Source organism: Streptomyces sp. NBC_00285, from assembly GCF_036174265.1.
In the GTDB taxonomy this organism is placed as follows: Bacteria; Actinomycetota; Actinomycetes; order Streptomycetales; family Streptomycetaceae; genus Streptomyces.
Window position 1 is genome coordinate 6,286,301 of sequence record NZ_CP108055.1, and the last position, 25,675, is coordinate 6,311,975.

The 25,675-nt window shown below is 69.9% G+C and carries 24 protein-coding genes; 16 read left to right on the forward strand and 8 right to left on the reverse strand.

All coding sequences use genetic code 11. The features are described from left to right. Positions 1-33: 33 nt before the first annotated feature. Complete coding sequence (locus OHT57_RS29175) at positions 34-1,296, reverse strand: PucR family transcriptional regulator (protein WP_328749515.1); 1,263 nt, start codon at positions 1,294-1,296, stop codon at positions 34-36. 93 nt (positions 1,297-1,389) lie between these two features. Between OHT57_RS29175 and OHT57_RS29180 the strand changes: the two genes are divergently transcribed. Then, the gene (locus tag OHT57_RS29180) at positions 1,390-1,839 is read left to right on the forward strand and encodes a nucleoside deaminase (RefSeq protein WP_328749516.1); all 450 of its coding nucleotides are present in this window, start codon (positions 1,390-1,392) and stop codon (positions 1,837-1,839) included. Next, positions 1,820-2,797, forward strand: coding sequence for an isopenicillin N synthase family dioxygenase (locus OHT57_RS29185; RefSeq protein ID WP_328749517.1), 978 nt, complete (start codon positions 1,820-1,822; stop codon positions 2,795-2,797). The genes OHT57_RS29180 and OHT57_RS29185 overlap by 20 nt, the downstream gene beginning before the upstream one ends. A 65-nt stretch (positions 2,798-2,862) precedes the next feature. On the opposite strand, the gene OHT57_RS29190 is transcribed toward OHT57_RS29185, so the two are convergent. Further along, positions 2,863-4,263: a purine-cytosine permease family protein gene (locus OHT57_RS29190; RefSeq protein WP_328749518.1), complete on the reverse strand. Its 1,401-nt coding sequence runs from the start codon at positions 4,261-4,263 to the stop codon at positions 2,863-2,865. 94 nt (positions 4,264-4,357) lie between these two features. Then, entirely contained in the window at positions 4,358-4,747 is a 390-nt protein-coding gene (locus OHT57_RS29195) for a PLD nuclease N-terminal domain-containing protein (protein ID WP_328749519.1), read from the reverse strand. A gap of 132 nt (positions 4,748-4,879) precedes the next feature. On the opposite strand from OHT57_RS29195, the gene OHT57_RS29200 reads away from it, so the two are divergent. The 3 genes from OHT57_RS29200 to mqnP are packed head-to-tail and all read left to right on the forward strand — an operon-like array spanning position 4,880 to position 7,670. After that, on the forward strand, positions 4,880-5,257 hold the full coding sequence (locus tag OHT57_RS29200; RefSeq protein WP_328749520.1) for a hypothetical protein: 378 nt from the start codon (positions 4,880-4,882) through the stop codon (positions 5,255-5,257). A gap of 56 nt (positions 5,258-5,313) precedes the next feature. Beyond that, complete coding sequence (locus tag OHT57_RS29205; protein ID WP_328749521.1) at positions 5,314-6,771, forward strand: menaquinone biosynthesis decarboxylase; 1,458 nt, start codon at positions 5,314-5,316, stop codon at positions 6,769-6,771. Next, positions 6,768-7,670 carry a menaquinone biosynthesis prenyltransferase MqnP gene (gene mqnP, locus OHT57_RS29210; RefSeq protein WP_328749522.1) on the forward strand — a complete coding sequence of 301 codons (903 nt, stop codon included), beginning with the start codon at positions 6,768-6,770 and terminating at the stop codon, positions 7,668-7,670. Before OHT57_RS29205 ends, mqnP begins: the two co-directional genes overlap by 4 nt. A 181-nt stretch (positions 7,671-7,851) precedes the next feature. Here mqnP and OHT57_RS29215 read toward each other — a convergent pair whose 3' ends face one another. Beyond that, entirely contained in the window at positions 7,852-8,436 is a 585-nt protein-coding gene (locus tag OHT57_RS29215; protein WP_328749523.1) for a rhomboid family intramembrane serine protease, read from the reverse strand. A gap of 92 nt (positions 8,437-8,528) precedes the next feature. On the opposite strand from OHT57_RS29215, the gene OHT57_RS29220 reads away from it, so the two are divergent. From OHT57_RS29220 to OHT57_RS29245, 6 genes are all read left to right on the forward strand, one after another. Beyond that, positions 8,529-9,218 (forward strand): UbiX family flavin prenyltransferase, encoded by a 690-nt coding sequence (locus OHT57_RS29220; RefSeq protein WP_328749524.1) that lies wholly within the window; start codon positions 8,529-8,531, stop codon positions 9,216-9,218. Positions 9,219-9,310: 92 nt separating this feature from the next. Continuing rightward, entirely contained in the window at positions 9,311-9,766 is a 456-nt protein-coding gene (locus tag OHT57_RS29225; RefSeq protein ID WP_328749526.1) for an Lrp/AsnC family transcriptional regulator, read from the forward strand. A 38-nt stretch (positions 9,767-9,804) separates the two neighbouring features. Beyond that, positions 9,805-10,968 (forward strand): aminofutalosine synthase MqnE, encoded by a 1,164-nt coding sequence (gene mqnE / locus OHT57_RS29230; RefSeq protein WP_328749527.1) that lies wholly within the window; start codon positions 9,805-9,807, stop codon positions 10,966-10,968. A gap of 257 nt (positions 10,969-11,225) precedes the next feature. Continuing rightward, complete coding sequence (locus OHT57_RS29235; protein ID WP_328749529.1) at positions 11,226-11,750, forward strand: GNAT family N-acetyltransferase; 525 nt, start codon at positions 11,226-11,228, stop codon at positions 11,748-11,750. Positions 11,751-11,825: 75 nt separating this feature from the next. Continuing rightward, the gene (locus tag OHT57_RS29240) at positions 11,826-12,137 is read left to right on the forward strand and encodes a DUF4229 domain-containing protein (RefSeq protein ID WP_328749530.1); all 312 of its coding nucleotides are present in this window, start codon (positions 11,826-11,828) and stop codon (positions 12,135-12,137) included. A gap of 45 nt (positions 12,138-12,182) precedes the next feature. Next, positions 12,183-12,851 (forward strand): TetR/AcrR family transcriptional regulator, encoded by a 669-nt coding sequence (locus tag OHT57_RS29245; RefSeq protein ID WP_328749531.1) that lies wholly within the window; start codon positions 12,183-12,185, stop codon positions 12,849-12,851. Here OHT57_RS29245 and OHT57_RS29250 read toward each other — a convergent pair. Beyond that, positions 12,838-13,803, reverse strand: coding sequence for a MaoC family dehydratase (locus OHT57_RS29250; protein ID WP_443053497.1), 966 nt, complete (start codon positions 13,801-13,803; stop codon positions 12,838-12,840). The genes OHT57_RS29245 and OHT57_RS29250 overlap by 14 nt on opposite strands. A 361-nt stretch (positions 13,804-14,164) precedes the next feature. Here OHT57_RS29250 and OHT57_RS29255 point away from each other — a divergent pair, with 361 nt between their 5' ends. Together OHT57_RS29255 and OHT57_RS29260 are read left to right on the forward strand one after the other, a co-directional pair. Continuing rightward, a complete protein-coding gene (locus tag OHT57_RS29255; protein ID WP_328749532.1) occupies positions 14,165-16,129 on the forward strand; it encodes an AMP-dependent synthetase/ligase in 1,965 nt (654 codons plus the stop codon). A 240-nt stretch (positions 16,130-16,369) separates the two neighbouring features. Further along, complete coding sequence (locus tag OHT57_RS29260) at positions 16,370-18,286, forward strand: AMP-dependent synthetase/ligase (protein WP_328749533.1); 1,917 nt, start codon at positions 16,370-16,372, stop codon at positions 18,284-18,286. Between the two features lie 4 nt (positions 18,287-18,290). Here the strand turns inward: OHT57_RS29260 and OHT57_RS29265 are convergent, their stop codons facing one another. Further along, positions 18,291-19,889 carry a peptide-N4-asparagine amidase gene (locus tag OHT57_RS29265; protein ID WP_328749534.1) on the reverse strand — a complete coding sequence of 533 codons (1,599 nt, stop codon included), beginning with the start codon at positions 19,887-19,889 and terminating at the stop codon, positions 18,291-18,293. 188 nt (positions 19,890-20,077) lie between these two features. Between OHT57_RS29265 and OHT57_RS29270 the strand changes: the two genes are divergently transcribed. Then, positions 20,078-21,451, forward strand: a complete 1,374-nt coding sequence (locus OHT57_RS29270) for an FG-GAP and VCBS repeat-containing protein (RefSeq protein WP_328749535.1) — start codon at positions 20,078-20,080, stop codon at positions 21,449-21,451. Positions 21,452-21,464: 13 nt separating this feature from the next. Beyond that, the gene (locus OHT57_RS29275; protein ID WP_443053498.1) at positions 21,465-21,629 is read left to right on the forward strand and encodes a hypothetical protein; all 165 of its coding nucleotides are present in this window, start codon (positions 21,465-21,467) and stop codon (positions 21,627-21,629) included. Between the two features lie 52 nt (positions 21,630-21,681). Here OHT57_RS29275 and OHT57_RS29280 read toward each other — a convergent pair whose 3' ends face one another. Beyond that, entirely contained in the window at positions 21,682-23,637 is a 1,956-nt protein-coding gene (locus OHT57_RS29280) for a YncE family protein (protein WP_328749536.1), read from the reverse strand. 341 nt (positions 23,638-23,978) lie between these two features. On the opposite strand from OHT57_RS29280, the gene OHT57_RS29285 reads away from it, so the two are divergent. Then, a complete protein-coding gene (locus OHT57_RS29285) occupies positions 23,979-24,731 on the forward strand; it encodes a hypothetical protein (protein WP_328749537.1) in 753 nt (250 codons plus the stop codon). 137 nt (positions 24,732-24,868) lie between these two features. Here OHT57_RS29285 and OHT57_RS29290 read toward each other — a convergent pair whose 3' ends face one another. Further along, positions 24,869-25,663, reverse strand: a complete 795-nt coding sequence (locus OHT57_RS29290; RefSeq protein WP_328749538.1) for a MerR family transcriptional regulator — start codon at positions 25,661-25,663, stop codon at positions 24,869-24,871. Positions 25,664-25,675 lie beyond the last annotated feature (12 nt).

Genomic DNA, 25,675 nt, shown 5'->3' on the forward strand with positions numbered 1-25,675 from the left:
CTCCTCCTCCTACCGAGATCGACCAGAAGGGCCCTACGCCACCGTCCGCAGCCCGCCCCGTACGACGGTTCCCGTGCCCCGGACCACCCGGTGGGCGCAGGTCGCCGTCAGGAGTTCGCCGAGCAGGTCCGGGTCGTCGATGTCCAGGTCCAGCAGCGACTCGATGCGCTCCAGGCGCTGGTACAGGGACTGGCGGCCGATGTGGAGCAGGGCCGCCGTGCGGGTGGGGGAGCAGCCGTTGCGGAGGTGGGTCTCCAGGGTGCGGACCAGGTCGCTGGGGTGGGCCGCCTCCCAGGCCAGGAGGGGGCCCAGAGTGTGGTGGACCAGGGCCGACAGGCGTTCCCGGTTGGCGTCCAGGCCACCCCTGGTCAGCTCCCGCTCCAGCGCCAGCGCCCGTGACGAGGTCACCACGGGGCCGTCGGGGACGGCCGGCTCGGCGGTCGGGACGGTCAACGCCAGTTCCAGAGTCGTACGGGCCGCCCGCAGCGTGTCGCTCCAGCGCAGCCAGCCGCCGTCGGTCGCGGAGACGGCATGACCCACCGCCACCGTGAGGCCGGGGTCGGCGGCCTCGCGGAAGACTTCCCGCACCGCTTTCACGGGGTCGCCGGGGCGCGCGCCCGGCAGCGACAGCAGCGCCAGGACGTCCCCGGGGAACGCGGCCCGCAGCACACCCGCCCCGCCCAGCAGCCGTACCGCGCGGTCGACCGTGCTCACGTCCCGGGTGCCGTGCAGGGAGACCCCGATCAGCCGGGCGCCGGGGCCGGGGTGGAAGCCCGCGAGCGCGGCCCGCGCCTCCACCTCCGGCTGGTTCAGCGCCGCCCGGTCGGCGAGGTCGGCGAGCAGGGCCGCCGTATGGTCGTCGCCCCAGGGCCGTACGACCGCACGCCCCGACAGACCGCGGGCCACGATCGCCCGGTTGGCGGCCTCCGTGATCCGTACGAAGGGCACGACCCGGTGCAGGGCCAGCAGCGGCAGCTCACGGCGGCGGGCCTCGTCGACGACCTCGGGGGGCATCGCCGGCAGCGACCGGCCGACCTCCACCGCGAGCCCGGTGGCGCCCCGTGCGGCCAGCTCGCGGACGTAACGGCGGCGGACCTCCTCGGCGGCGTCCATCAGCCCGAAACCATTGGTGAGCAGCAGCTCGCCGCCGTCCAGGAAGTTCGCGCCCTCGTACACCTCGCTGGAGTGCACCCAGCGGACCGGGCGGTCCAGGGCGGTGTGTCCGGCCAGCAGCTCGGGCTCACAGGCGCGGACCGGATCGAGGGCAAGGATCTCGCGAAGGGTGAGTGCGGGCACGCGTGCCTCCCGACAGTTCGTCCGGATGTGGGCTGCCGGGAGAGTACTTTCCGCACGTTGCCCTCGTGTTTCGGCCACAGGAGAGTGGGAGACATGGATCAGGCACAGGCTCAGCGGTGGCTCGCCACCGCCGTCGCGGAGGCCCGCACCGGGCTCGCCGAGGGCGGCATCCCGATCGGGGCCGCGCTCTACGGCGCCGACGGCACCCTCCTCGGACGCGGCCACAACCGGCGCGTCCAGGACGACGACCCCTCCATGCACGCGGAGACGGCCGCCTTCCGGGCGGCGGGACGACAGCGGTCGTATCGCGGTACGACGATGGTGACCACCCTCTCCCCGTGCTGGTACTGCTCCGGGCTGGTCCGCCAGTTCGGGATCGGGCGGGTCGTGGTCGGAGAGGCCGCCACCTTCCACGGCGGGCACGACTGGCTGGCCGGGCACGGGGTGGAGATCGTGCTCCTCGACGATCCCGAGTGCGTCCGGATGATGACCGACTTCATCGAGAAGAAGCCGGAACTGTGGAATGAGGACATTGGTGAGTAAGCCCCGCATCCCCACCATCGATCTGCGCCCCTGGCTCTCCGGGGACCCCGAGGCCCGCGCCGGCATCGCCCGCACCCTCGACGAGGCCCTCCAGACGGCCGGGTTCTTCCTGGTCACCGGGCACGGCGTCGACCCCGCCCTGCGCTCCCGCATCCGGGAGGCCGCGCGGACCTTCTTCCGGATGCCGGCGGACGTCAAGCAGCCGTACACCGCGAAGGTCGGAGGCCGCGGCTGGCTCGGCCCCGGGGCGGAGGCCAACGGCTACTCGGAGGGCACGGAGACCCCGCCCGACCTCAAGGAGTCCCTGACCTTCGCCACGCACGAGCCCTTCGAGGACCCGGTCGTCAACGCCGAGTGGTACGCGCCGAACGTCTGGCCTGCCGAGGTGCCGGAACTCCGGTCGCTGTGCGAGGAGTACCTGGAGCGGATGGGCGAGCTGGAGAAGGGGCTGCTGTCCCTCCTCGGCGAGGCGCTCGGGCTCGAACCCGACTTCTTCTCCCGGCACATGGACCATCCGACGTACGGCTTCAACATCAACTGGTATCCGGGCACCGAGGTCGTCGGCGAGCCGCAGCCGGGGCAGTTCCGCATCGGCCCGCACACCGACTTCGGGACCGTCACCATCCTCGACCGGCAGGCCGGCAAGGGCGGCCTCCAGGTCTTCACCGACGAGGGCGGCTGGGAGGACGCACCCTTCGACCCCGACGCCTTCACCATCAACATCGGTGACCTGATGGCCCGTTGGACCGGAGACCGGTGGCGCTCCGGACGACACCGGGTACTCCCGCCCCCGGCCGACGCACCCGCCGAGGAACTGATGTCCCTGGTCTACTTCGGCGAGTGCACCCCGGGCACGACCGTCGAGTCCGTCCCGGCACCGATCGGCCGGGTGGCACACGAACCCGTCGACTCCCACCTGTACCTGAGGGAGAAGCTGGACTCCATCACGGTGGACTGAGGCGACCAGGGCCGGGGCGAGGGAATCCTCGCCCCGGCCGGGGACCTGCGACGCGCAGCAGGCCGTCACGGCCTCCGCGCCGGCGAACGCCACCGCAGCGCCGCGTACAGCGCCGCGCTCACCACGAAGCCGACCACCGGCGTGATGTCGCCGAACGACGGCCAGTGCTTCGGCACATAGCCGACGTAGTCCTCCTGGTTGGAGAAGAGCGGGACCGAGACCGCCACGCCGATCAACAGGGCCGCGAGACCGGTCCAGTTGGTGAAGGTGCGGTCGGTGAGGCGGGCGGCGACGGTGTCGTCGGGGGTGCGGGAGCGCAGGAGGCGTTCGACCAGGACCACGCCCAGCCACGGCGCCACCCAGTACGCGATCACCAGCAGGAACGCCTCGTAGGCCGCCCCCGCGTCCGAGAGTGACGCCCACGCCGCCGCCGTACCCGCGACCCCGGACACCACGACCAGCACGCTGCGGCTCAGCCACGCGGGAAGGTTCAGGCCGAAGGACGCGATCGAGATCGCACCGGAGTACACGTTGAGGGCGTTCGCCGACACCGCGCCCAGGATGATCGCGAGCAGCACCAAGTCGCCCAGCCAGCCAGGGAGATGGCCGGTGAAGGCCGCCGTCGGGGTGGCGTCCTTCGGGGACACGATCGTCGCCGAGGCCGCGCCGATCACGGCGACCACCGACACGGACAGGAACAGACCGAGGGCGGGGTAGACGATGGTCCGGACCCTGTTCGCCGTGCGGGGGAGATAGCGCGAGTAGTCCGTGGCGTACGGGTTCCAGCCCGCCGCGTAGCCCCAGGCCGCGCTGAACGCCAGCAGGAAGCCGCCGATGCCGCCGCCCGAACCGCCGCTGCCGAGGTCCGCGTCCTTGAAGGTCCACACCCCGGCCAGCAGGAAGACCAGAGCGAGGGCCGGGAAGGCGTACTTCTCGAAGACGTGGACGAAGTTGTGGCCGATGAAGCCGATCACGATCTCGGCGGCCACCACGAGGAGCAGGGACGGCAGCGGCCGCAGACCCGTCAGGGTGTTCAGCGCGAAGGCCGCGCTCACGCTGTTCACCGCGAACCAGCCGACGCCCGCCACCAGGCCGTTGGCCGCGGCGGGCAGGATGTTGCCGCGATGGCCGAAGGAGAGCCGGCCGATCACCATCTGCGGCACCCCGAACCGCGGCCCGTCCAGGGACAGCACACCCTGGGTGAGCGCGCCGAGCGCGGTGCCGAGCACGATGGCGGCCGTGGCCTGCCAGAAGCTCAGGCCGAAGAAGAGGACCGCGATCACGCCGATGAAAACGGTCGCGAACTCGATGTTCGGGGAGGCCCAGGTCCACAGGAGCTGGAGCGGGGTGCCGTGGCGTTCGGCCTCGGGGATGGGCTCCGAGCCCGCCGTCTCGACGGCGATGACCTTGTCACCGTAAGCGGGGGCGAGGGCGCCGGTCGTGGAGTCGGCGGGAACTGTCGTCATGCGAGGTAAGTGTCCGGCCCGCGTCCCGATCCGCCCAGGGGCGCATTGTCCGCTTCGGGCGGCTCGGCGGCTTACAAGGTGTATGGCGTCCGGGTCACTTGTCCTCGGAGCCCTCGCCCTGCTCCCGGCGCTTCAGCTCCTCCTCGCGGCGGCGCAGGTCCGCCTCCCAGTCCTTCAGCAGGGCCTCGTCCTTCTTGTTGTCGGCCTTGAGGGAGTTCAGGAACTCGGGGTTGTCGTCGGGGGCGACGTACTCCATGCGGTGGTTGCGGTGCCACTCGGACGGGGTGCGGCCGCCGCCCGGCGGGGTGCGCAGTCTGCCCGCGGCGAGCCAGGCGATCGGTCCCACGATCCAGAACAGCAGGATGATGAAGACCCAGGCGATCTTGGGAAGGTGCTTCGCCTCGTCCTCGGGGGTGTTCAGACAGTCGATGAACGCGTAGATCGTCAGCGCCAGCGGCACCAGGTACATCAACAGCCTGAGCATGCGCGAAATCCCCCTGGGAACGTTGTGGGGAGCCTGTGACCGCCCCCTGACGGGTCAGGGTAGCGGCTTGGCAAAATACCCACGACACATCGCCGGCGGTCGTCGTCGGCGAACTCACGGGGGGAGGACTCCTTGCATCCGGCCATCGTCGAAGAACGCTTCCGCGCAGGCACCGACCGGCTCCGGGGCTGGGGGATCGGGCTGCTCGGCCTGGCCGTACTCCTGTGGGGCTACGCCGCCTGGCAGCTGTTCACGCCGTACGAGGTGCACTACGGGAAGTACGGCAAGGCGGACTGCACCGCCCCGGCCTTCGCCGACCGGGACGACGTGTACGTCGACCGCGACGCCGACGCGCGGCACTGCGCTGCCGCCCGCGACTGGCCGCGCCCCGTGACCGCCCTCGTGCTCGCTGTCCCCCTCGCCACCGCCGGCGGCGCGCTCCTCGCCACGGGCCTGGCAGGCGACCGTCTGCGGCGACGGGAGTCGGAGCTGGAGCGGGCCCGGAGCTGAGCGCGGGCGGTGGGGCGGGCGTCGGGCCCCGGTGCGCCTCGGCGATACTGGGGGGCATGGCTTACGACGATCTTCGCTCCCTGCTCAGGGCACTGGAACGCGAGGGAGACCTCAAGCGGATCAAGGCCGAGGTGGACCCGTACCTGGAGGTCGGGGAGATCGTCGACCGGGTGCAGAAGGCGGGTGGTCCCGCGCTGCTCTTCGAGAACGTCCGCGGGGCCGCCATGCCGCTCGCGATGAACGTCTTCGGGACCGACCGGCGGCTGCTGAAGGCCCTGGGCCTGAAGTCGTACGGCGAGATCTCCGAGAAGATCGGCGGGCTGCTGCGCCCCGAACTGCCGCACGGCTTCGTGGGCGTGCGCGAGGCCTTCGGGAAGCTCGGCTCGATGGTGCACGTCCCGCCGAAGAAGGTGAAGTCCGACAACGCCCCGGTCCAGGAAGTCGTGCTGCACGGCGACGACGTAGACCTCGACCAGCTGCCCGCCCTGTTCACCTGGCCGCAGGACGGCGGCTCCTTCTTCAACCTGGGGCTCACCCACACCAGGGACCCGGAGAGCGGGATCCGCAACCTCGGCCTGTACCGGCTGCAGCGCCACGACAAGCGCACCATCGGCATGCACTGGCAGATCCACAAGGACAGCCGCAACCACTACCAGGTGGCGGCCCGGCGGGGCGAACGCCTGCCGGTCGCGATTGCCTTCGGCTGTCCGCCCGCCGTGACGTACGCCTCCACCGCGCCCCTCCCCGGGGACATCGACGAGTACCTCTTCGCCGGGTTCATCGCGGGCAAGCGGATCGAGATGGTGGACTGCAAGACGGTTCCGCTCCAGGTCCCGGCGCAGGCGGAGGTGGTGATCGAGGGCTGGCTGGAGCCGGGGGAGATGCTGCCGGAGGGTCCCTTCGGCGACCACACCGGGTTCTACACCCCGCAGGAGCCGTTCCCCGCGCTGAAGATCGACTGCGTGACGATGCGCAAGCGGCCGCTGCTCCAGTCGATCGTCGTGGGCCGCCCCCCGACGGAGGACGGGCCCCTCGGCCGGGCGACGGAGCGGTTCTTCCTCCCGCTGCTGAAGATCATCGTGCCGGACATCGTGGACTACCACCTGCCGGAGGCGGGCGGCTTCCACAACTGCGCGATCGTCTCGATCGACAAGAAGTACCCGAAGCACGCGCAGAAGGTGATGCACGCGGTCTGGGGGGCACACATGATGTCCCTGACCAAACTGATCGTGGTCGTCGACTCCGACTGCGACGTCCACGATCTGCACGAGGTGGCCTGGCGGGCTCTGGGCAACACCGACTACGCCCGCGACCTCTCGGTGGTCGAGGGACCCGTCGATCACCTCGACCACGCCTCCTACCAGCAGTTCTGGGGCGGCAAGGCGGGCATCGACGCGACGAAGAAGTGGCCCGAGGAGGGCTACACACGGGACGGCGGCTGGCCCGACATGGTCCTCCCGGACCCGGAGACGGCGGCGAAGGTCGACCGCCGGTGGAAGGAGTACGGACTGTGAGCAGCGCCTCTGCGGCACTCCCGCAACCCGGACGCACGAAAGCCTTCCTGCGGCTGGTGATGATCGAGCACTCGGTCTTCGCGCTGCCCTTCGCCTACATCGCCGCGCTGACCGCGATGTTCGAGTGGGACGGGAACATCCACTGGGGGCGGCTGCTCCTGGTCACCGTCTGCATGGTGGGTCTGCGGACCTTCGCGATGGCCGTGAACCGGATCATCGACCGGGAGATCGACGCGCGGAACCCGCGGACGGCTCAGCGTGAACTCGTCACCGGGGCGATGTCGGTGAAGCACGCGTGGACCGGCGCGCTGGTCGCGGTCGTGGTCTTCCTGGGCTCGGCGGCCCTGCTGAACCCGCTGTGCCTGGCCCTCGCCCCCGTCGCGGTGATCCCGATGGTGGTCTATCCGTACGGCAAGAGGTTCACGAACTTCCCCCAGGCCATCCTCGGTCTCGCCCAGGCGATGGGACCGGTGGGCGGCTGGCTCGCGATCACGGGTTCCTGGTCCTGGGACGCGGTGATTCTCGGTCTCGCGGTCGGCATCTGGATCGGCGGGTTCGATCTGATCTACGCCTGCCAGGACGTGGAGGCGGACCGGGAGGTCGGGGTGATGTCGGTCCCGGCGCGCTTCGGTATCCCGGGAGCGATCTGGGGCGCCAGGGTCTGTCACTTCCTGACGATGTCCCTCCTCGTCTGGTACGCCGTCGCGACGGACGCGGGGGGGTTCTTCTGGGTGGGCCTGATGATCGTCGCGGGTGCGTTCGTGTACGAGCACTCGATCGTGCGGCCGCATGATCTGTCCCGGTTGAACAGGGCGTTCTTCAGTGTCAACGGGTTCATCGGCATTGCCCTGTTCGGGTGTGCGCTGCTTGATCTGTTGGTGCGGGGGCTGACGGTCTGACCGTGAGGTCCGGTGGGTCCGTGGGGTCCGCAGGGCCGTTGTGGGGTGCGGGTGGGTTGTGGCTGGTCGCGCAGTTCCCCGCGCCCCTGGGTGAGTTGGGCTGACCGGTGTTTGAAGGGTTGCCGTGTCTCTGGGTGGGTTGGGGTGACCGGTGTTTGAAGGTTCCGCGCCCCTGGGTGGGTCAGGCCGGGCGGCGTTTGAATAGGAAGGCTGCCGCCACGCCGGCCACCAGGCCGAGCAGGTGGCCCTGCCAGCTGACGCCCGTCTGGGTGGGGGCCAGGCCGACCAGGATCGATGTGCCCCAGACCGCGGCCATCAGGAGGCCGACCAGGACGCCCAGCGGGCGGCGCTCCACGAAGCCGCTCACCAGCAGGTAGCCGAACAGGCCGAAGATCAGGCCCGACGCGCCCGCCGTGTTGGTGTGGGCCGGAGCTATGAGCCAGACGCCCAGGCCGTCGGCCACGATGATCAGGGCGGACACGGCGGCGAACCGGCGCAGGCCGCCGAGGGCCGCGAGGAAGCCCATGACCAGCAGCGGGACGCTGTTCGCGGCCACGTGGGCGAAGCCGAAGTGGATGAAGGCGGCCGGGACGACGTCGACCAGCTCGGACGGGACGCGCGGGGTGATGCCGAGGCCGTCGAGCGCGTGACCGCTCGCCACGTCCACCACTTCCAGCAGCCACAGCAGCGCGACCCAGCCCACCATCAGCTTGGCCGCGGCCTTCGCACGGTCACCGTGCGACCACTCGAGTTCCCTGCCCGTCATGGCACCCCCCCACCACTCACTCTTCCCCTTCAAGGAACGCCCGGACCCCCTTGGCCGGTTCCCGCCCTGCGACGCCGGATAGGCTCGGGGGTGTGAACCCAGCCAAGCCAGGAGAGACGCGGCGTACGCCTTGGATCGTAGGGGTGTCCGGCGCCTCCGGCACCCCGTATGCCGCATCCGTGCTGCGCGCTCTCCTCGCCGTCGGCGAGAGCGTCGACCTGGTGGTCTCCCGTGCCTCGCGGCTCACCCTGCTCGACGAGACGGGGATCTCCTTCAGGGACGCGCACTGGCGCGATGACCTGCGGGAATGGCTGGCCCGGGGGGCCGACGGCAAGCCCGCGACCTTCGACGTCGACGTCGACATCGACGCCGTGCGGTACTGGAACGCCGGGGATCTGGCCGCGGGGCCGTCCTCGGGGTCGTATCCGAGCAAGGGGATGCTGATCGTCCCCGCCTCCACCGCCTGCGTCGCCGGTGTGGCCCTCGGTCTCTCCAAGGACCTGCTCCAGCGAGCGGCGAGCGTCACGCTCAAGGAGCGCCGCAGGCTGGTCGTGGCCGTACGGGAGACCCCCCTGAACGGCCAGACCCTCCGGCACCTCGTCGCGCTCGACGACGCCGGCGCGAGCGTGGTCCCGGCCTCGCCCGGCTTCTACGCGGGCGCCACCCACATCCAGGACCTGGTGGACTTCGTCGCCGGGCGGGTGCTGGACGCGGCGGGTGTCGAACACGGCCTGTACCGGCGCTGGCAGGGCGAACTGGGCGGCGGCACGGCGGGTCAGTAGGGCACGCGGCAGTACCTCTCAACACCTCAGCACTTCAGCACTTCAGCACCTCTTGTCACTTCAGGAACTTTTTCAGCGGAAGGCTCGATCCCATGGACGCGGTGGACAGGCAGCTCATCCAGGCCTTGAGGGAGAACGGCCGGGCCTCCTACGCGGAGCTGGGACGCCTCGTCGGTCTGTCGGGACCCAGCGTCACCGACCGCATCAACCGGCTGGAGGCGGCCGGGGTCATCACCGGCTACCGTGCCACCGTCGACGCCGCCTCGCTCGGCCTCGGCGTCACCGCGCTGATCGGCATCTCGCTCTCCGACGCGGCCGACCACGAGGACGTGGCGGCCCGTATGAAGGACCTCGGCGAGATCGAGGACTGCTGGTTCATCGCGGGCGACGACTCGTACATGCTCAAGGTGCGGGCGGACAACGTGGACGGCCTGGAGAAGATCATCCGGCGGCTGTCCGGGACCAAGGGTGTCTCCCGGACCCGTACCACGATCGTGCTCTCCACGAAGTGGGAGAACCGGGTCGGAGAGCTGCCCGAAGAAGCGTAGACGTACGGTTGGACAGATCGTCGAGGAAAGGTGTGGGCATGGACGTCGGGCTCAAGCGCGAGCTGGAGGACAAGGTACGGGAGGGCGTTCGCCTGACCCGCGAGGACGGCATCGCGCTGTACGAGTCGGACGACCTGGCCTGGCTCGGCGGTCTCGCACACGAGGTGCGGACGCGGAAGAACGGCGACGTCGTCCACTTCAACGTCAACCGCCACCTCAACATGACCAACGTGTGCACGGCGTCCTGCGCCTACTGCTCCTTCCAGCGCAAACCGGGCGAGAAGGACGCGTACACGATGCGCATCGAGGAGGCGGTGAAGCTCGCCAAGGCGATGGAGGGCGAGAACCTCACCGAGCTGCACATCGTCAACGGCCTGCACCCGAACCTGCCGTGGCGCTACTACCCGCGGTCGCTGCGCGAGCTGAAGGCCGCGCTCCCGGACGTCTCCCTGAAGGCGTTCACGGCGACGGAGATCCACCACTTCGAGACGATCTCCGGGATGTCGGCGTCGGAGATCCTCGACGAGCTGATCGACGCGGGCCTGGAGTCCCTCACCGGCGGCGGCGCGGAGATCTTCGACTGGGAGATCCGGCAGCACATCGTGGACCACCGCACCCACTGGGAGGACTGGTCCCGGATCCACCGCCTCGCGCACGAGAAGGGGCTCAAGACCCCGAGCACCATGCTGTACGGCCACATCGAGGAACCGCGGCACCGGGTCGACCACGTCCTGCGCCTGCGTGAACTCCAGGACGAGACCGGCGGCTTCCAGGTCTTCATCCCGCTGCGCTACCAGCACGACTTCGTGGACATGAAGGACGGCAAGGTGCGCAACCGCCTCCAGGCGCGTACCCAGATGGCGACGGGCGCGGAGGCCCTGAAGACCTTCGCGGTGTCGAGGCTGCTGTTCGACAACGTCCCCCACGTCAAGGTCTTCTGGGTCATGCACGGAGTCCAGACCGCGCAGCTGGCCCTCCAGCACGGGGCGGACGACATGGACGGCTCGGTCGTGGAGTACAAGATCACCCACGACGCCGACAACTACGGCACCCCGAACAAGCTGACCCGCGAGGACCTTCTGGACCTGATCCGCGACGCGGGGTTCCAGCCGGTGGAGCGGAACACGCGGTACGAGATCATCCGCGAGTACGACGGTCCGGACGCGGGGCGTCGGGAGGCGCCGCAGCCGATGCGGCTCTGAGGCCGTTCGCCGGCCGCGGCGCCGCGGGGGCCGGTGCGTGCGCAGTTCCCCGTGCCCCTGGGGTGCTGAGGCCGTTGGCTGTGAGATCGCCGAGGATGTCTGTGCCGACGGGCCTGTGGTCGTTCGTCGGCTGCGGCCCGGTCGCGCAGTTGCCCGCGCCCCTGGGGGTGGGTGCTCGGAGGTGTCTGCGTCGGGGTGACGTACGTGACGCCGGGTGGGACTTGAGGCGGCCGGGTTGTAATGGCTAGCCTCGATTCATGCCCCTTACGTTCACCATCGACCCGGCCGTGGGCCCCGAGCTCCGCGACGGGATCCTCGACCTGTGGACGGACGTGTCCAACGCGGGCGGTGCCGTCGGGTTCGTGGCGCCGGTGGAGCGGGAGGCGATCCGGCCCGAGCTGGTGAAGCACCTCGCGGCGATGGCGGACGGCCGCGCCCGGCTCCTGGTCGGCCACGACGAGGACGGGCAGGTCGCCGCGGCCGCGTTCCTCACCTTCAACACCCACCGTCTGATGACCCACTGGGTGTGGCTGTACAGGGTGATGGTGCACCCCCGCCATCAGGGCCTGGGCTACGGCCGCGACCTGCTGGCTGCGGCGGCCGACGAGGCCCGGACCTTCGAGGGCATCGAGGCGGTACGGCTCACCTGCCGCGGCGGACTCGGCCTGGAGCGTTTCTACGGCTCCTGCGGCTACAAGGAGGTCGGCCGCATCCCCGGCGCGATCCGTGTCGCTCCCGGTGACGACCGCGACGACGTCATCATGCTGCTGCCGTTGGGCTGACCCCCTTCGAAGATCGGGTGTCCGGCGTGCTTCACTGGACGGTGCCCCTTTTTGGAACCGGAAGAGTGGATTGACATGCTCCGCTACACGCTGATGCGCCTCGGGATCTTGGTGGGCTGCCTCGTGGTCGTCTGGGGCCTCGTCTACTCCGGCATCGCGCCCCGCGGCCTCGGCGCCTCCAACGGCATGTGGATCGTCCTGCTCTCGCTGCTGATCTCGGCCCCCATCAGCTTCGTGGTCCTCCGCAAGGAGCGTGACCGCGCCTCCGTCAAGGTCGTGCAGCGGGTCGACCGGATGAAGGCCAACCTGGAGGCGAACCGCAGCCAGGAGGACGAGGCGGTCGACGAGGCCGCCCGCGCGCAGGGCCAGGCCCCGCAGGCCTCCTGACCCGGGTGCGGCGCCCTACCCCGGGCCGGACCGTACGCTTTGGGCATGGGTGTCGTGAAGAGCAAGCGGATGCCGCGTGCCGTGCGGGAACAGCAGATGCTGGACGCCGCTGTGGAGATCTTCGGGCAGCGTGGGTACATGGCCGCCTCGATGGACGAGATCGCCGAACTCGCCGGTGTGTCCAAACCGTTGGTCTACCTGTACCTGAACTCCAAGGAAGACCTGTTCACCGCGTGCATCCGCCGGGAGGCGGCCAGGCTCACCGAGGCCGTCCGGACGGGCGTGCGGACCGATCTGCCCGCCGACCGTCAACTCTGGGACGGGCTGCTGGCGTTCTTCACGCACACCGCGCAGAACCCGCACGGCTGGTCCGTGCTGCACCTCCAGGCCCGTATCCACGGTGAGGCGTTCGTCGCCGAGGTGACCGCGATGCGGGAGGAGATCGTGGCGTTCGTGACCCATCTGATCGTGGTCGCCGCCCGCGAGGCACACCGTGACCCCGACCTGCCGGAGCGCGAGGTCGCCGGCCTCGGCGAGGCCCTCGTCGGCGCCGCCGAGTCCCTCGCCGCCTGGGCCAACGCCACCCCGGGCGTCACCGCGAAGCAGTCCGCCGCGACCCTCATGAACTTCGCCTGGGCCGGGCTGGGCAACCTGATGCTCGGCCGGCCATGGACCCTCCAGGACACCCCCGAGCCCCCGGTCACCGTGGCCTGAACGGATACACGCCCCCGCTCACATGCACGCGGTCCCCGCCGCACAGTTCGAACCGCTCCCCGTCCGACGCGTACGTCACTGTCCCCGGCAGCAGTACCGGGGCCCTGAACTCCGCCCGGATCAGCACCGCTTGAGGTGTCCCGTGGGCGGCCAGGCAGCGGGCCGCCGTCCACATGCCGTGGGCGATGGCTCTCGGGAAGCCGAAGAGGCGGGCCGTGAGCGGGTACAGGTGGATCGGGTTGCGGTCGCCGGACGCGGCGGCGTAACGCCTGCCGATGTCCCCGGCCAGCCGCCACTCGTCGACCCCGGGCAACGGACCGTGCCTCTCACGAGGTTGCTCCTGGCCCCCGTCCCCAGCCCCGGCCCCGGTCTCCGTGCGGTGCCGTGCCAGATACGTGCTGACCGACTCCCATACGACGTCCTCGCCCGCCCGCAGTTCGGTGACCACGGTGGCCTCCGTACCGCGTCGGTGCGGTGCCAACCCGTCGACGTACACCGTGAGTTCGTACTCCCCGGTCGCCGCCAGCTCCCGGTAGCGGGTGATCTCGACCGAGGTGTGGACGAGCCCGAGCAGCGGCAGCGGGAAGTCCCGCGCGCTCATCAGCCGCATGGTCAGCGGAAAGCCCAGCACATGCGGATACGTCACCGGCAGCGCGTCCTCCCCGGTCGGGAACCCGCACACCCGCTCGTACGCGGCCAGCCGCGCCAGATCGACCCGCAGCCGGGGCAGCACCAGCCGGGTCCGGGGACAGTCCGCGGTGGCGGAGGGCCGTTTGAAGGGGGACCGCAGGGCGCCCGCGGCGAGGAGGGGGGCGAGGGAGGGAGGCCGGGCGAGCACGACCGGCAGACCACCCGGCCGCGGGCCACGGCGCCCCGGACCGGAGACACCCGCACCCTCGTCCCGCGTGCTGTCGTCGCACGCGTCCTCGGCCCGCATGTCGTCGGAGTGCATCCCCGCTACGCCCCCCGGATGAGAAGGCGGCCGGGCGCGGTGCCGGTGAAGCGCAGACAGCGGTCGGCCATGTCCAACTCCCTCATTGGGCACCTTGCTTACTCCAAAGTAAGGTTACCCGAGGTAAGCCCCGTATATCGAGAGGGCGCGGGCGAGACGGTCAGGCCGGGACGAAGATGAAAATTGTTCAGGATACCGTCCGGTAGGGTCCGGGACGCAAGAAATCCGACGAGGCTGCACATCTCCCCCGTCAAACCATCGCCGTACCCTCACCCTGCCATCACGCGGGCGCAATACGATCTCCTGCCTGACCTGCGGAAACTCTTCACAGGTCGTTCTTGGTGAACCTCTGGAGTCGTCCGTGTCCACCTCGCACCCGTCGGCCTCCGCGACGGTCCACTCCACGACGTACGACGGCACACCGGTGCTCGTGGAGCCCGAGATCCGGTACGCGGACGGGGCGGCGCGCGAGGTGTCCGTGCCGCCGTTCGTCCCGTGGTCGACACATGGCTCGCTCGCCGAGCTGCCCTTCGACAACGCGCGCGTCGCCCCCGAGGACCGCGTCCTCAGCCGCCGTACCGGGGACGGCCGTTGGGTGGACGTGACCGCGGCCCGGTTCGCCGAGGAGGTACTGGCGGTGGCGAAGGGGCTGATCGCCACCGGGCTGGCAGCCGGAGACCGGCTCGCCGTCATGGCGCGGACGGTCTACGAGTGGACCGTCCTCGACTTCGCGGCCTGGGCCGCCGGTCTGGTCACCGTCCCGATCTACCCCACCTCCTCGGTCTTCCAGGCCCGTTGGATCCTCCAGAACTCCGGCGCGGTCGCCCTCGTCACGGAGACCGCGGAACAGGCGTCGTCCCTCGGCCCGGAACTCAGCCGGCTGCCCGACCTGCGGCACATGTGGGTCATCGAGCGGGGCCATGTGGAGCGGCTGGCGGAGCACGGCACGGACGTGGGCGACCAGGAAGTCGCCGTACGCCGGGGCATGTTGAGCCCCGACACGCTGGCCACCGTCGTCTACACCTCGGGCACCACCGGCCGCCCCAAGGGCTGCGCCCTCACCCACGGCAACTTCCTCGCCGAGGTCGACAACGCGATCGAACTCCTCTACCCCGTCTTCCGGTCGCGGACGAACGAGGAGGCCGCGATCCTGCACTTCCTGCCGATGTCGCACATCTTCGGCCGGATGGTCGCCGTCGCCTGTATCCGCGCCCGGGTCCGCCTCGGGCACGCGCCGAGTCTGAAGTCGGAGGAGCTCCTGCCCGACCTGGCGAGTTTCCGTCCGACCTGCCTGATCACCATCCCGTACATGCTGGAGAAGGTGTTCAACGTCGCCCGCGCGCGGGCCGAGACCGGCGGCCGGGTGACCGCCTTCGACCGCGCGGTGGGCGTGGCCCGCCGCTACGGCGAGGCGCTGGAGTCCCGCCACGCGGGCACCGGCCCCGGCCCGGGCGCCGCGCTGAAGGCGGCCCGCACCTTCTACGATCCGCTGGTCTACCGCCGTATCCGCAACGCCATGGGCGGCAGGGTCCGTTACATGATCTGCGGCGGCTCCCCGCTGGGCCGGCGGCTCTCCTCGTTCTACGCCGGTGCGGGCATCGAGATCTACGAGGGCTACGGCCTGACGGAGACGACCGGCGCGTCCACCGTCACGCCTCCGCTCAAGCCCCGGATGGGGTCGGTGGGCTGGCCCCTGCCCGGCACCCGGGTCCGGATCGCGGCGGACGGCGAGATCCTGCTGGCCGGTGCCCACGTCCTGCGCGGCTACTGGGACCCGCACGGCCACGGGCTCGCCCCCGCGGCCGGTGACGGCTGGCTCGCCACCGGAGACCTCGGGCACCTGGACGACGAGGGGTACCTGTACATCACCGGCCGCAAGAAGGAGATGCTGATCACCGCGGGCGGCAAGAGCGTCGCCCCGGCCCCGCTGGAGAACTGGCTCCGCGCCCACCCCCTGATCTCCCAGGTCATGGTCGTCGGAGACACCCGCCCCTACATCTCGGCGCTGATCACCCTCGACATGGAGGGTGTGGGGCACTGGCGCCGAATGCGGGGCAAGCACCCGGTTCCGGCCGGACTTCTGCTGGACGACGAGGACTTGAGGAGCACGTTGCAGCGGGCGGTGGACGAGGCCAACAAGCTGGTCTCGCGCCCGGAGTCGATCCGCCGCTTCACCGTCCTGCCCGTGGACCTCACGGAGGAGGCGGGCCACCTGACCCCGTCGATGAAGCTCAAGCGGGACGTGATCGCCGAAGAGTTCGGGTCGTGGATCGAAGAGATGTACGCCGGCCCGGCCTTCGGCACGCACCACCGCGCGAGGAGCTGATCCCGGTCCACAAAGACCGGCGCAGGAGCTGACAGGGGTTCACTTCGGGGTCGATACTGCACAGGCCCGTCTCCGGAACATCCCGGAATCCGCACGTACCCCCCATGTGGGGACCCTAGGATCGCCATGTTAACCGGCGGTAACCCCTGGTTCGGGCACCCCCCGTGAACGCCCAGGCACGCATCGCACGTACATCATGCAGTAAGTGCGGAATCCAGCTGCACGCCCCAGGAGTCGCTCATGTCCCTCTCCTACACCTCCGGTACCGATTACGACGGTGCACCGGTGCTTGTCGAGCCCGAGATCGTGCGGCTGGACGGAGAGGTCCGGGAGGTGTCGGTCCCGCTGCTCGCCCCGCCGGTGACCCACGGTTCGCTCGCCGACCTGCCCTTCGACAACGCGGAGACGGCGCCGGACCAGCGTGTGATGAGCCGCCGGACCCAGGACGGCGACTGGATCGACCTGACGGCGGCGGAGTTCGCGCAGCAGGTGCTCGCGACTGCGAAGGGCCTGATCTCCGAGGGGCTGATGCCGGGCGACCGTATCGCGATCATGGCGCGTACGACGTACGAGTGGACCCTCCTCGACTTCGCCGCCTGGGCCGCGGGCCTGGTCACCGTGCCCGTCTACCCCACGTCCTCCGTCTTCCAGACCCGCTTCATCCTCCAGGACTCCGGCGCGGTCGCCCTGATCACGGAGACCGCGGGCCAGGCCACCGCCCTCGGCCCCGAGCTGAGCCGGCTGCCCGACCTCCGCCACATGTGGATCATGGAGAAGGGGCATGTGGCGCGGCTGGGCGAGCTCGGCCAGTCGGTCCCCGAGCAGGAGATCGGCGTACGGCGCGGGATGCTCGGCCCGGCCACGGTCGCCACCATCGTCTACACGTCCGGCACCACCGGCCGCCCCAAGGGCTGTGTGCTGAGCCACGGCAACTTCCTCGCCGAGGTCGACAACGCGATCGAGCTCCTCTACCCCGTCTTCAAGGCGAAGTCGGACGAGGACCCGGCAACGCTCCTCTTCCTGCCCATCTCGCACGTCTTCGGCCGGATGGTCGCCATCGCCTGCGTCCGCTCCGGCGTCCGCCTCGGGCACGCGCCGAGCCTCCAGGCGGAGGACCTGCTGGAGGCGCTCGGCAGCTTCAAGCCGACCTTTCTCCTCGTCATCCCCTACATGCTGGAGAAGGTCTTCAACAACGCCCGCGCCAAGGCGGAGAGCGGCGGCCGGGTCGGCGCGTTCGACCGCGCGGTGAGCGTCGCCGTCCGCTACGGCGAGGCCATGGAGACCCGCCACGCGGGCACCGGATCCGGCCCGGGCGCGGCCCTCAAGACGTCCCGCACCTTCTACGACCAGCTGGTCTACAAGCGCATCCGCAACGCCATGGGCGGCCGCATCCGCCACATCATCTCCGGCGGCTCCCCCCTCGGCCGCCGCCTCGCCGCGTTCTACGCGGGCGCGGGCATGGAGATCTACGAGGGCTACGGCCTGACGGAGTCCACGGGAGCCGCGACGGTCACCCCGCCCCTCAAACCCCGCCTGGACACGGTCGGCTGGCCCATGCCCGGCACGAGGGTCCGCATAGCGGCGGACGGCGAGATCCTGCTGGCCGGCGGCCAGGTCTTCCGCGGCTACTGGGACCCCTACGGCGAGGGGGTGGCCCCCGCCTCCGCCGACGGCTGGTTCCCGACGGGCGACATCGGCAAGCTGGACGACGAGGGCTATCTGACGATCACGGGCCGCAAGAAGGAGATCCTGATCACGGCGGGCGGCAAGAACGTCGCCCCGGCCCCCCTGGAGAACTGGCTCCGCTCGCACCCCCTGATCTCCCAGTGCATGGTCCTCGGCGACCGCCGCCCCTACATCTCGGCGCTGATCACCCTCGACATGGACGGCGTCAACCACTGGCGCCAGATGAACGGCAAGCACCCGGTTCCCGCCGAACTCCTGCTGAGCGACGAGGAGTTGCACCAGATCCTCCAGAGAGCGGTGGACGACGCGAACAAGCTGGTCTCCCGCCCCGAGTCCATCCGCCGCTTCACCGTCCTGCCGACCGACCTCACCGAGGCGGCCGGGCACCTGACCCCGTCTCTCAAACTCCGCCGCGAAGCCGTGATGCGGGACTTCGCGGCGGAGATCGAGGGACTGTACGTGAAGAAGTGACGCCTCAGCAGCGGCGTACGTCCTTCGTCAGCACCCCCTGCTCGGTCGCGAGCGTGTGGTCGTAGCACTCGCCGGGCCCGTACAGCCGGTACCGCTCACTCGTCGTCGCGACCGCGTGCCGCTCCTCGCGGGCCACCCCGAGGGTGAAGGTGGCGTCGCCGCGGTAGGTGTCGTCGACGCGGGTGGCGCCCGCTACGGCGTGGTCACCAAGGGACATGACGACCCGCAGCCGGTTGGCGCTGTCGACGGTGGCCCGGCCGTCCAGGGTGTAGTCGCGGTCGGTGCGGGACAAGTGCCCGTCGGTGGCGACGACTTGGTGATCGGTCCACTTACCGGTCAGGTTGTCGGTGTTCTCGTCGGGCGTCCACTGATGGTCGACGGCCGCGGTGAGCGTCCGCTCGACGGTCGTGGTGACGCGGCCGTGCGAGGTGTTCAGATAGCCGGAGACCTTGAGCCGGTCCTTGCCGCCGGTCACCAGGTGCCGCAGCGAGCCGTCCGTGAAGGTGTTGCCGACGGCCGGGTCTGCCTTCCGGTACGACGTGACAGCCCCCGTCACCACCGACTTGTGCGCGTCCTGCCACACCAGGATGTTGGTCGGCGCGCTCCACCCGGTCTGCCCGGCCGGCACCCCGAGCACCGACACGTCCACGGTGTGCGCCTTGCCGTCGTTGAGGAGCCCCGCGAACGGCGTCAGGTCGAAGGTCAACGGCCGTACGTCGAAGGCGGTGGGGGAGGGAATCACCGACCACAGATAGGGCGACCAGCCGCCGGTCCACACGTTCGGGTACGGGGACGCTATCCCCGCGACCTTCCCGTCGACGCTCACCTGCACCTCGCGGTACGGCCCGTCGTCCCCGGCCTGGCAGGAGTACGACGCGGACGGCGTCGTGGCCGAGTACCAGAACTCCTCGCAGCCGCCGCCCGACCCGGTCGCGTACACCTCGGCGAGGATGCGCTCGGAGTTGCGCGGGGTGGTGAGGGAGGCGCCGGCGGTCACGCCGTTGCCGGAGCTGAGGGGGATGACCTGGTCGGGAGCATCCGCGGGTCGCCGGCGCTCGGGCGCGTAGAAGGTGAGCGTCACCTTGACGTCGAGGATGCCCGTGTAGGTGTCGTTGACAACGTTGCTGATGAGCATGTCGACGGACTGCGCGCTGCTCAGCGTCTTCGTGTACTCGGTGACGTCCTTCTCGACGGACCAGTTGATCCCGTCCTGCGAGGGCTCGGGCGTCGAGGTCCGGAGGACCTGCACGCCACCGATGTCCAGATACCCGAGCCGGTCGTACTGCCGCCCCTTCACGTTCCCGTCCATCCGCAGCACGACCTTCGACCAGCGCCCGGGTGTCCCGCACCCGGTCGGCGGTGTGTACGTCCCCGTGTACGGCGTGAAGTCCTTGAACTTCGCCTCGGCGACGGTGACTTCGCAGGCCTTGGTGTGCGGGGTGCTGATCGGCGGGGCCGCGGTGACGGGGTCGTGGTAGTCGGTGCCGAACTCGACGGGGACCGTGGTGGCGGACGCCGTGCTCGCCGCGAGGGCCAGCGAGGCGAGAACGGCGGTGAGGACGGCGGCGGTGCGCCGTAGGGAGTGGGGGAGAGTTCGTCTCATGCGGCGCAGTGAACCCGGCTACCGCGCGTGTGACCAGGGGGCCATAAGAGGTCTTGACCAATTCCAGCCAGTTTGCTGACCATCGCGGTCATTGCCGGGACCGGCGAGGAGAGCGCCGACTTGGTGCAACCATTACCCGCCGCGGCGAGTCTCCTTCTTGCCCGACCCATGATCATCGCAGGAGACACATGTCCACGCGCACCAGCTTCCGCCTGGCACTGGCCACGGCCACCGCCGTGTCCCTGACCGGCGGACTGCTCACCCTCTCCGTCGGCGCCGCGAGTGCGGCCACCCCGGCGAAGTACGCCGACGACTTCAACGGGGACGGTTTCCGCGACTACGCCGTCGCCGGCCTCGGCGGTGACTTCACCGTCACGTACGGGACGGCCACCGGCACCGGAACCACCACGAAGACGTTCACCCAGTCCAGTGCGGGTATCCCGGGAACCGCCGGTGACGCGGGCGGGTACGGCGACATGTTCGGACTGGACGTCGCCGCCGCCGACCTCAACCGCGACGGGTACGCCGACCTCGCCGTCGCCGACTTCACCGAGAAGGTGAGCGGCAAGGTGAGCTCCGGCGCGGTCACCATCCTGTGGGGCAGGAAGACCGGCCTCACCGGCACCGACGCCACCCGTCTCAAGGTCACCGCCCGCTCCGACCAGGGCTTCGGCAAGGAGATCGAGACCGGCGACTTCAACGGCGACGGCAAGGCCGATCTCGCCATCGCCGACGCCTTCTCGTCCGTCTACGTCTACCGCGGCGGCTTCGCCAAGTCCGGTACGACGGGCAAGGTCACCAAGCACACCCTCGACGCCACGTTCGAGAACACCGGCATGGTCGCCGGCAAGGTCACCAAGGACAAGGCGACCGACCTCTACGTCCTGGGCCAGGGCTACCACAGCGACAAGATGACCCAGGACGCGTGGTTCCTGCGGGGCGGCTCCACGATCAAGCCCGGCAAGGTCACGGTCGTCAACAGCTCGACCCCCGACTACAGCCCCACCGGTGTCGTCGCCGACTTCGACAAGGACGGCTACGGTGACCTCGCGGTCAGCGACACCCGGTCCAACAACAAGGCGGGCTCGGTGGTCGTCTGGCGCGGCGGCAGCACCGGCCCGACGACGAAGTACCGCCTCACGCAGTCCACTTCGGGCGTGGCCACGGCCGCCGCGGCGCGCGAGTACTTCGGCTCCGACCTCTCCGCCGGGGACACCAACGGCGACGGCTACCCGGACCTGGCGGTCGGCGTGCCGTACGAGAACGTCGGCTCGGTGGAGGACGCGGGTGGCGTCCACATCCTGCGCGGCGGAAAGTCCGGCCTGACCGGCAAGAACTCCCAGTGGTTCACCCGTGCGAGCGCGGGCGTCCCCGGGAGCCCCACCCAGTACGAGAACTTCGGTTCCCTCGTCCGCCTGCGCGACATCGACCGCGACGGCGACAAGGACCTGGTGGTGTCGAACGACTACTACGGCCCGAGCCTGCTGCTTCCCGGCACGGGTTCCGGCATCACGGCGACCGGTGCCCGCGAACTGAACGTGGCGCCCGTGTTCCCGCAGTAGGGGAGAGGGTGAGGTGAGCGACCCGAGGGGCGATCGCCCGCTCCGGTTCGTCAACGACGAGGACGGGGAGCGGGGGAGAGGCCTGATCCTCGTCGCGCTGCTCGCCCGTACCTGGGGCGTCACGGAGCGGGACGTAGGCAAGACGGTATGGGCCGAGATCGGGCTCGGGAGGGCATGAGAACGGCGGCACGGTCTGCCCGTGCCGCCGTTCTCCCGAGCCGTTACCGGCGTCAGTTGCTGAAGTAGAAGTACTGCCAGGCGCCGATGGTGTTGGTGTTGACGCTGTCGCCCGAGGACGGGTCCACGTACACGGCGCGTACCCGGGCGCGGATACCCGACGTTCCGGCGTGGCCGAGGTTGACGACGGATTTGCCGTTCGTGCCGAGGGCGAAGTACTCGGAGCCGGTGGTGTACCACCTGCCCTCGGAGTAGACCTGGAGGTCCAGGCGCTGCTTGCGGCCCGTGTAGTACGTCATCGTGGTGGTCAGGATGGCGTCGGTGTTCTTGTGGAAGTAGCGGTAGCGGGTGGAGCCGATCGTGCCGGTCTTGTAGTACTTGGACAGCGAGGCGGCGATCTTCACGTGTGCGTACGCGTTGGACTTGACGGTCCGCGGGGCGTAGCGGGAGTCGCCCTTGTAGACGGCCTTCACGGCGGTGTCACGGGACATGGTGACGCTCGTCGACAGGTTGCCGTGCGCGTCGACCTTGGCGGACTTCAGCAGCTTGTTCGGCTTGTCCGCGCCGTAGGGGTCGGCCCAGATCTCCACCGTGCGGTTGCTGTAGGTGGTGCCGAGGTGGGCGGTGAAGGTGACCTTCTTGCCGTAGGCGTAGGTCTTCTTGTTGTTGGTGAGGGTCAGGGCGGGCGTGGCCCGGGAGACGGCGACGGTGTCCGAGGCGGACGCCGAGGTGTGTGCGGCGTCCCCGGGATACGTGACCGTGTAGCGGACCTTGCCGCCGGCCGGGGGTGCGTCGGTGAAGGAGAACGCGCCGTTCGCGCCCAGCTTCGTGGTGCCCAGGGACTTGCCCGACGGGGAGAGCATGTCGGTGCGGACGATGTTCACCGGGGTCCCGGCGGGCGGCTTGAGACCGGTGGTGAGGGTGCCCTTGACGGTGAGCGTCTTGGCGCGGGTGGCGGTGGCCGGGGCGTTGACGGCGAGCTTCGCGACGTACTTGCGTGGCTCGCTCACCGTCTGGAACTGCATGGAGCCGGACGATCCGGTCAGCACGTACAGCTTCGTGCCGTCCGCCGACCAGGCCGTCGTGTGGCCGCCCCACGGCATCCAGGAGTCCGACAGGTTGCGGACGCTGGCCGGGGCGTCGGCGCCGCCGGGGAAGACGTAGGTGTCGCCGGTGTTGTCGGTGTCCAGCGAGGTGGCCGCGATCGTGCCGTCCGGCGCGACGGTGACGGTCTCGGTCTGGTCGTTGACCGGGTAGTCGTGCACCTTGGCGAGGTCGGAGAGCCGGTATTCCTCGGCGGCCCGGCGGCCCTGCCCGACCACGACGATCGACTGTCCGCCGGGAGTGAACGCGGCGTCGCTGTAGAAGCCGCCCTCGTCCGCGGTGACGCGGATGACCGGGGTGCCGGAGGCGATGTCGTAGACGACGATCGGCCCGGAGCTGATACCGCCGTCCAGCGCGACCAGGGTGTCGGGGTTGGCCGGGTCGGCGTACAGCATGGGCGTGCTGGCGAAGTCGTGGTCGCCCGCGAGGTCGAGCCGCACGGTGGCCGGGTCGGCGGTCAGGTCGATCTCGCCGAGCCCGGAGTCCCACTGGTCGCCGTAGCCGAACCAGATCCGGCCCTGTGTCAGGGCGATGTGACGCGGTGCCGTGCCCGCGCCGGTCGGGTATGCGGCGGTCTGGCCGAGCGTCGCTGTGTCGAAGGCGACGATCTTGTCGGCGCCGGTCACGGCGGCGTACAGGGTGCTGCCGTCCGCGCTCAGCTGAAGATCCGAGACCTGGGGCAGGCCGGTGAGTGTGGTGACGACCTTGCCGACGTAGTCGACGACGGCTATTCCGTCGCCGGTGCTCATGTACAGGTGCTGGTGGGCGCCGTCGACGACGGTGTCATTGACGTTGCCGACGCCGATCGGCACGTTCGTGTCGGCGACCGCGGGTGAGGCGGCGAGCAGCAGCGAACCGAAGAGAGCTGCCGTCGCGACGGCAGCAGGAAGTGTGCGGATGCGCACGGTGATGGAAACCCCCCAAGACTGTGGCCGCTGTCAGCGGCCCGTACCGGCCCCCTGGCCGGAGAGTGAAGCGTAGGGCAGAGGTATGACACTCCGTACGCCACCCTCCGCGTCCGATGGAGCTCGGGACCCTTCATGGCCGGAGGCCGACGATGAACGACGGTCTGCGGTGGCTCGGGGAGCACTGCTACGAGCCGCCCATGGGTAGCTCGGGGATGCGGGGCGGCGTATCACCGAGGTGTTGACCGGACTACCGAGCGACGCTCCGGGCCACGGCGCATCCCCCGGTTGGTCTAGTCGGTAGATGTTGCGCATCCGAACGAGCAAGGAGCGCAGCAAAGTTGGACGAGTTCTCGCGCGATGTCCGATCGATTCGCCTGCCACGGTGGGGGCATGTGTCCGCGAACCCGGGCGTGGTGCCGTGGCTGGTCTTCGATGAGGAGGGGCGGGCTGTCGAGCGTCGGTACCTGATCGATTTCGTCGCCCGGTACAACCGGCCCGGCAGCGTCCGCAGCTACGCATTCGACCTGCTGCGGTGGCGGTGGCGGTGGCGGTGGCTGCGGGTGGTTGATGTTCCGTGGGACCAGGCCACTCCTGCTGAAGGGCGGGACTTCGCGTTGTGGCTGGGGGCGACGGTCAAGGTCCCCAACCCTGCGCGGACGATTTCCACCGCGACAGCGGGCACCATCAATCCGATCACCAAGAAGCCCTACCTGGACGACCGCTACAAGCCCCGCACCATCCGGCACAGCAACGAGGTGATCCGCAGCTTTTACACCTTCTGGATCGAGACCGGCGAAGGCCCGCTGATCAGCCCGGTGCCGCTGGCGCGCTCCGAGCGTCGCCGTCCCCACGCCCACCACAATCCGCTCGATCCGCAGCAGCGGCCCCGCCTAATCGAGATCATCCGCAACCTCCGTGAGCGCATCACCGAGGCCCGCGCCAACGGCTGGCTCGGCGAGGTCGAAGGACTCCAGGTCAGCCTCAACGCCGCCATGGCCAAGCTCACGAGCCTCAACCGGACCCCCACCGACGGCCGCCCCCAACTGGTCGACCTCGGCATGCCCATCTTCACCGACACTCCAAGTCCGTGACGTATGCGACGTACGGGCCCTGAGGTTCAGCACACTGAACCTCAGGTGCACGTGGCGTTGGGACGTCGCAGATGCCAGCTGGGGCGGTGAACACCCGCAGGGCCCACTCGGTAAGAACGCCGCACCGCAGCGTCTTCCTACCGTGTTCCGGCCGCACCCTGGGTTGGGTTCACGCGCTCAAGCTTGGTCCAGCCGGTCCAGCCTCGCTTCGTCAGCAGCTCGATCAGCCGACGGGCCGGCGGCAGGGTGTCAAACACATGTGTATCCAGCAGCTCGGCGAACGGTGGCTCGATGCCGGTGTCGTCGACGTAGAACTCGCCCTGCGCGTTGGCCATCTGGGTGATGTAGGCGGCCAGCTTGTCGGCCAGTTCGACGAGCCGTGGGTCGTCGTCGGTGCCGTCGAGAGCTTTGCCCAGGGTGAGATAGAAGTCGATGATCTGCGGGTTGGCTATCTGCTCCCGCTTGCGTGCCATCCACTCCGGGACTCGCTCGGGTGAGCGCGCGGCCAGCGGGATCCAGCCGTCGCGCTCGACTTGGACAATCCGTTCGTCGACTCCGAGCGCCCGCAGCCGGTCAAGGTAGTCGACCACCTCCTGGGGCAGTGCCAGGCTGTCCCCGGCGGCGAGACGGGCGATCCGCTCGCGGTGTCGCTGCCGTTCCCTGATCTCCGCCCGCAGCCGCTTGTCGATATCTGCGACTGCCGCGGCGAACTCCTCCTCGTTTGCCTGGAGCAGCTCCCGCACGCGCGCCAGAGGGACCCCGGCCTCGGCGAGGGTCCGGATCTTGACCAACTCGACCACGGCGTCGGCGCCGTACCTCCGATAGCCGGAGTGGTCCCGCTCCGGTTCCGCCCGCAGCCCCTTGGCGTGATAGTGCCGCACCGCGCGCACCGTCACTCCGGCATACGTCGCCAGCTCGCCGATAGTCAGCATCAGACCAGTCTC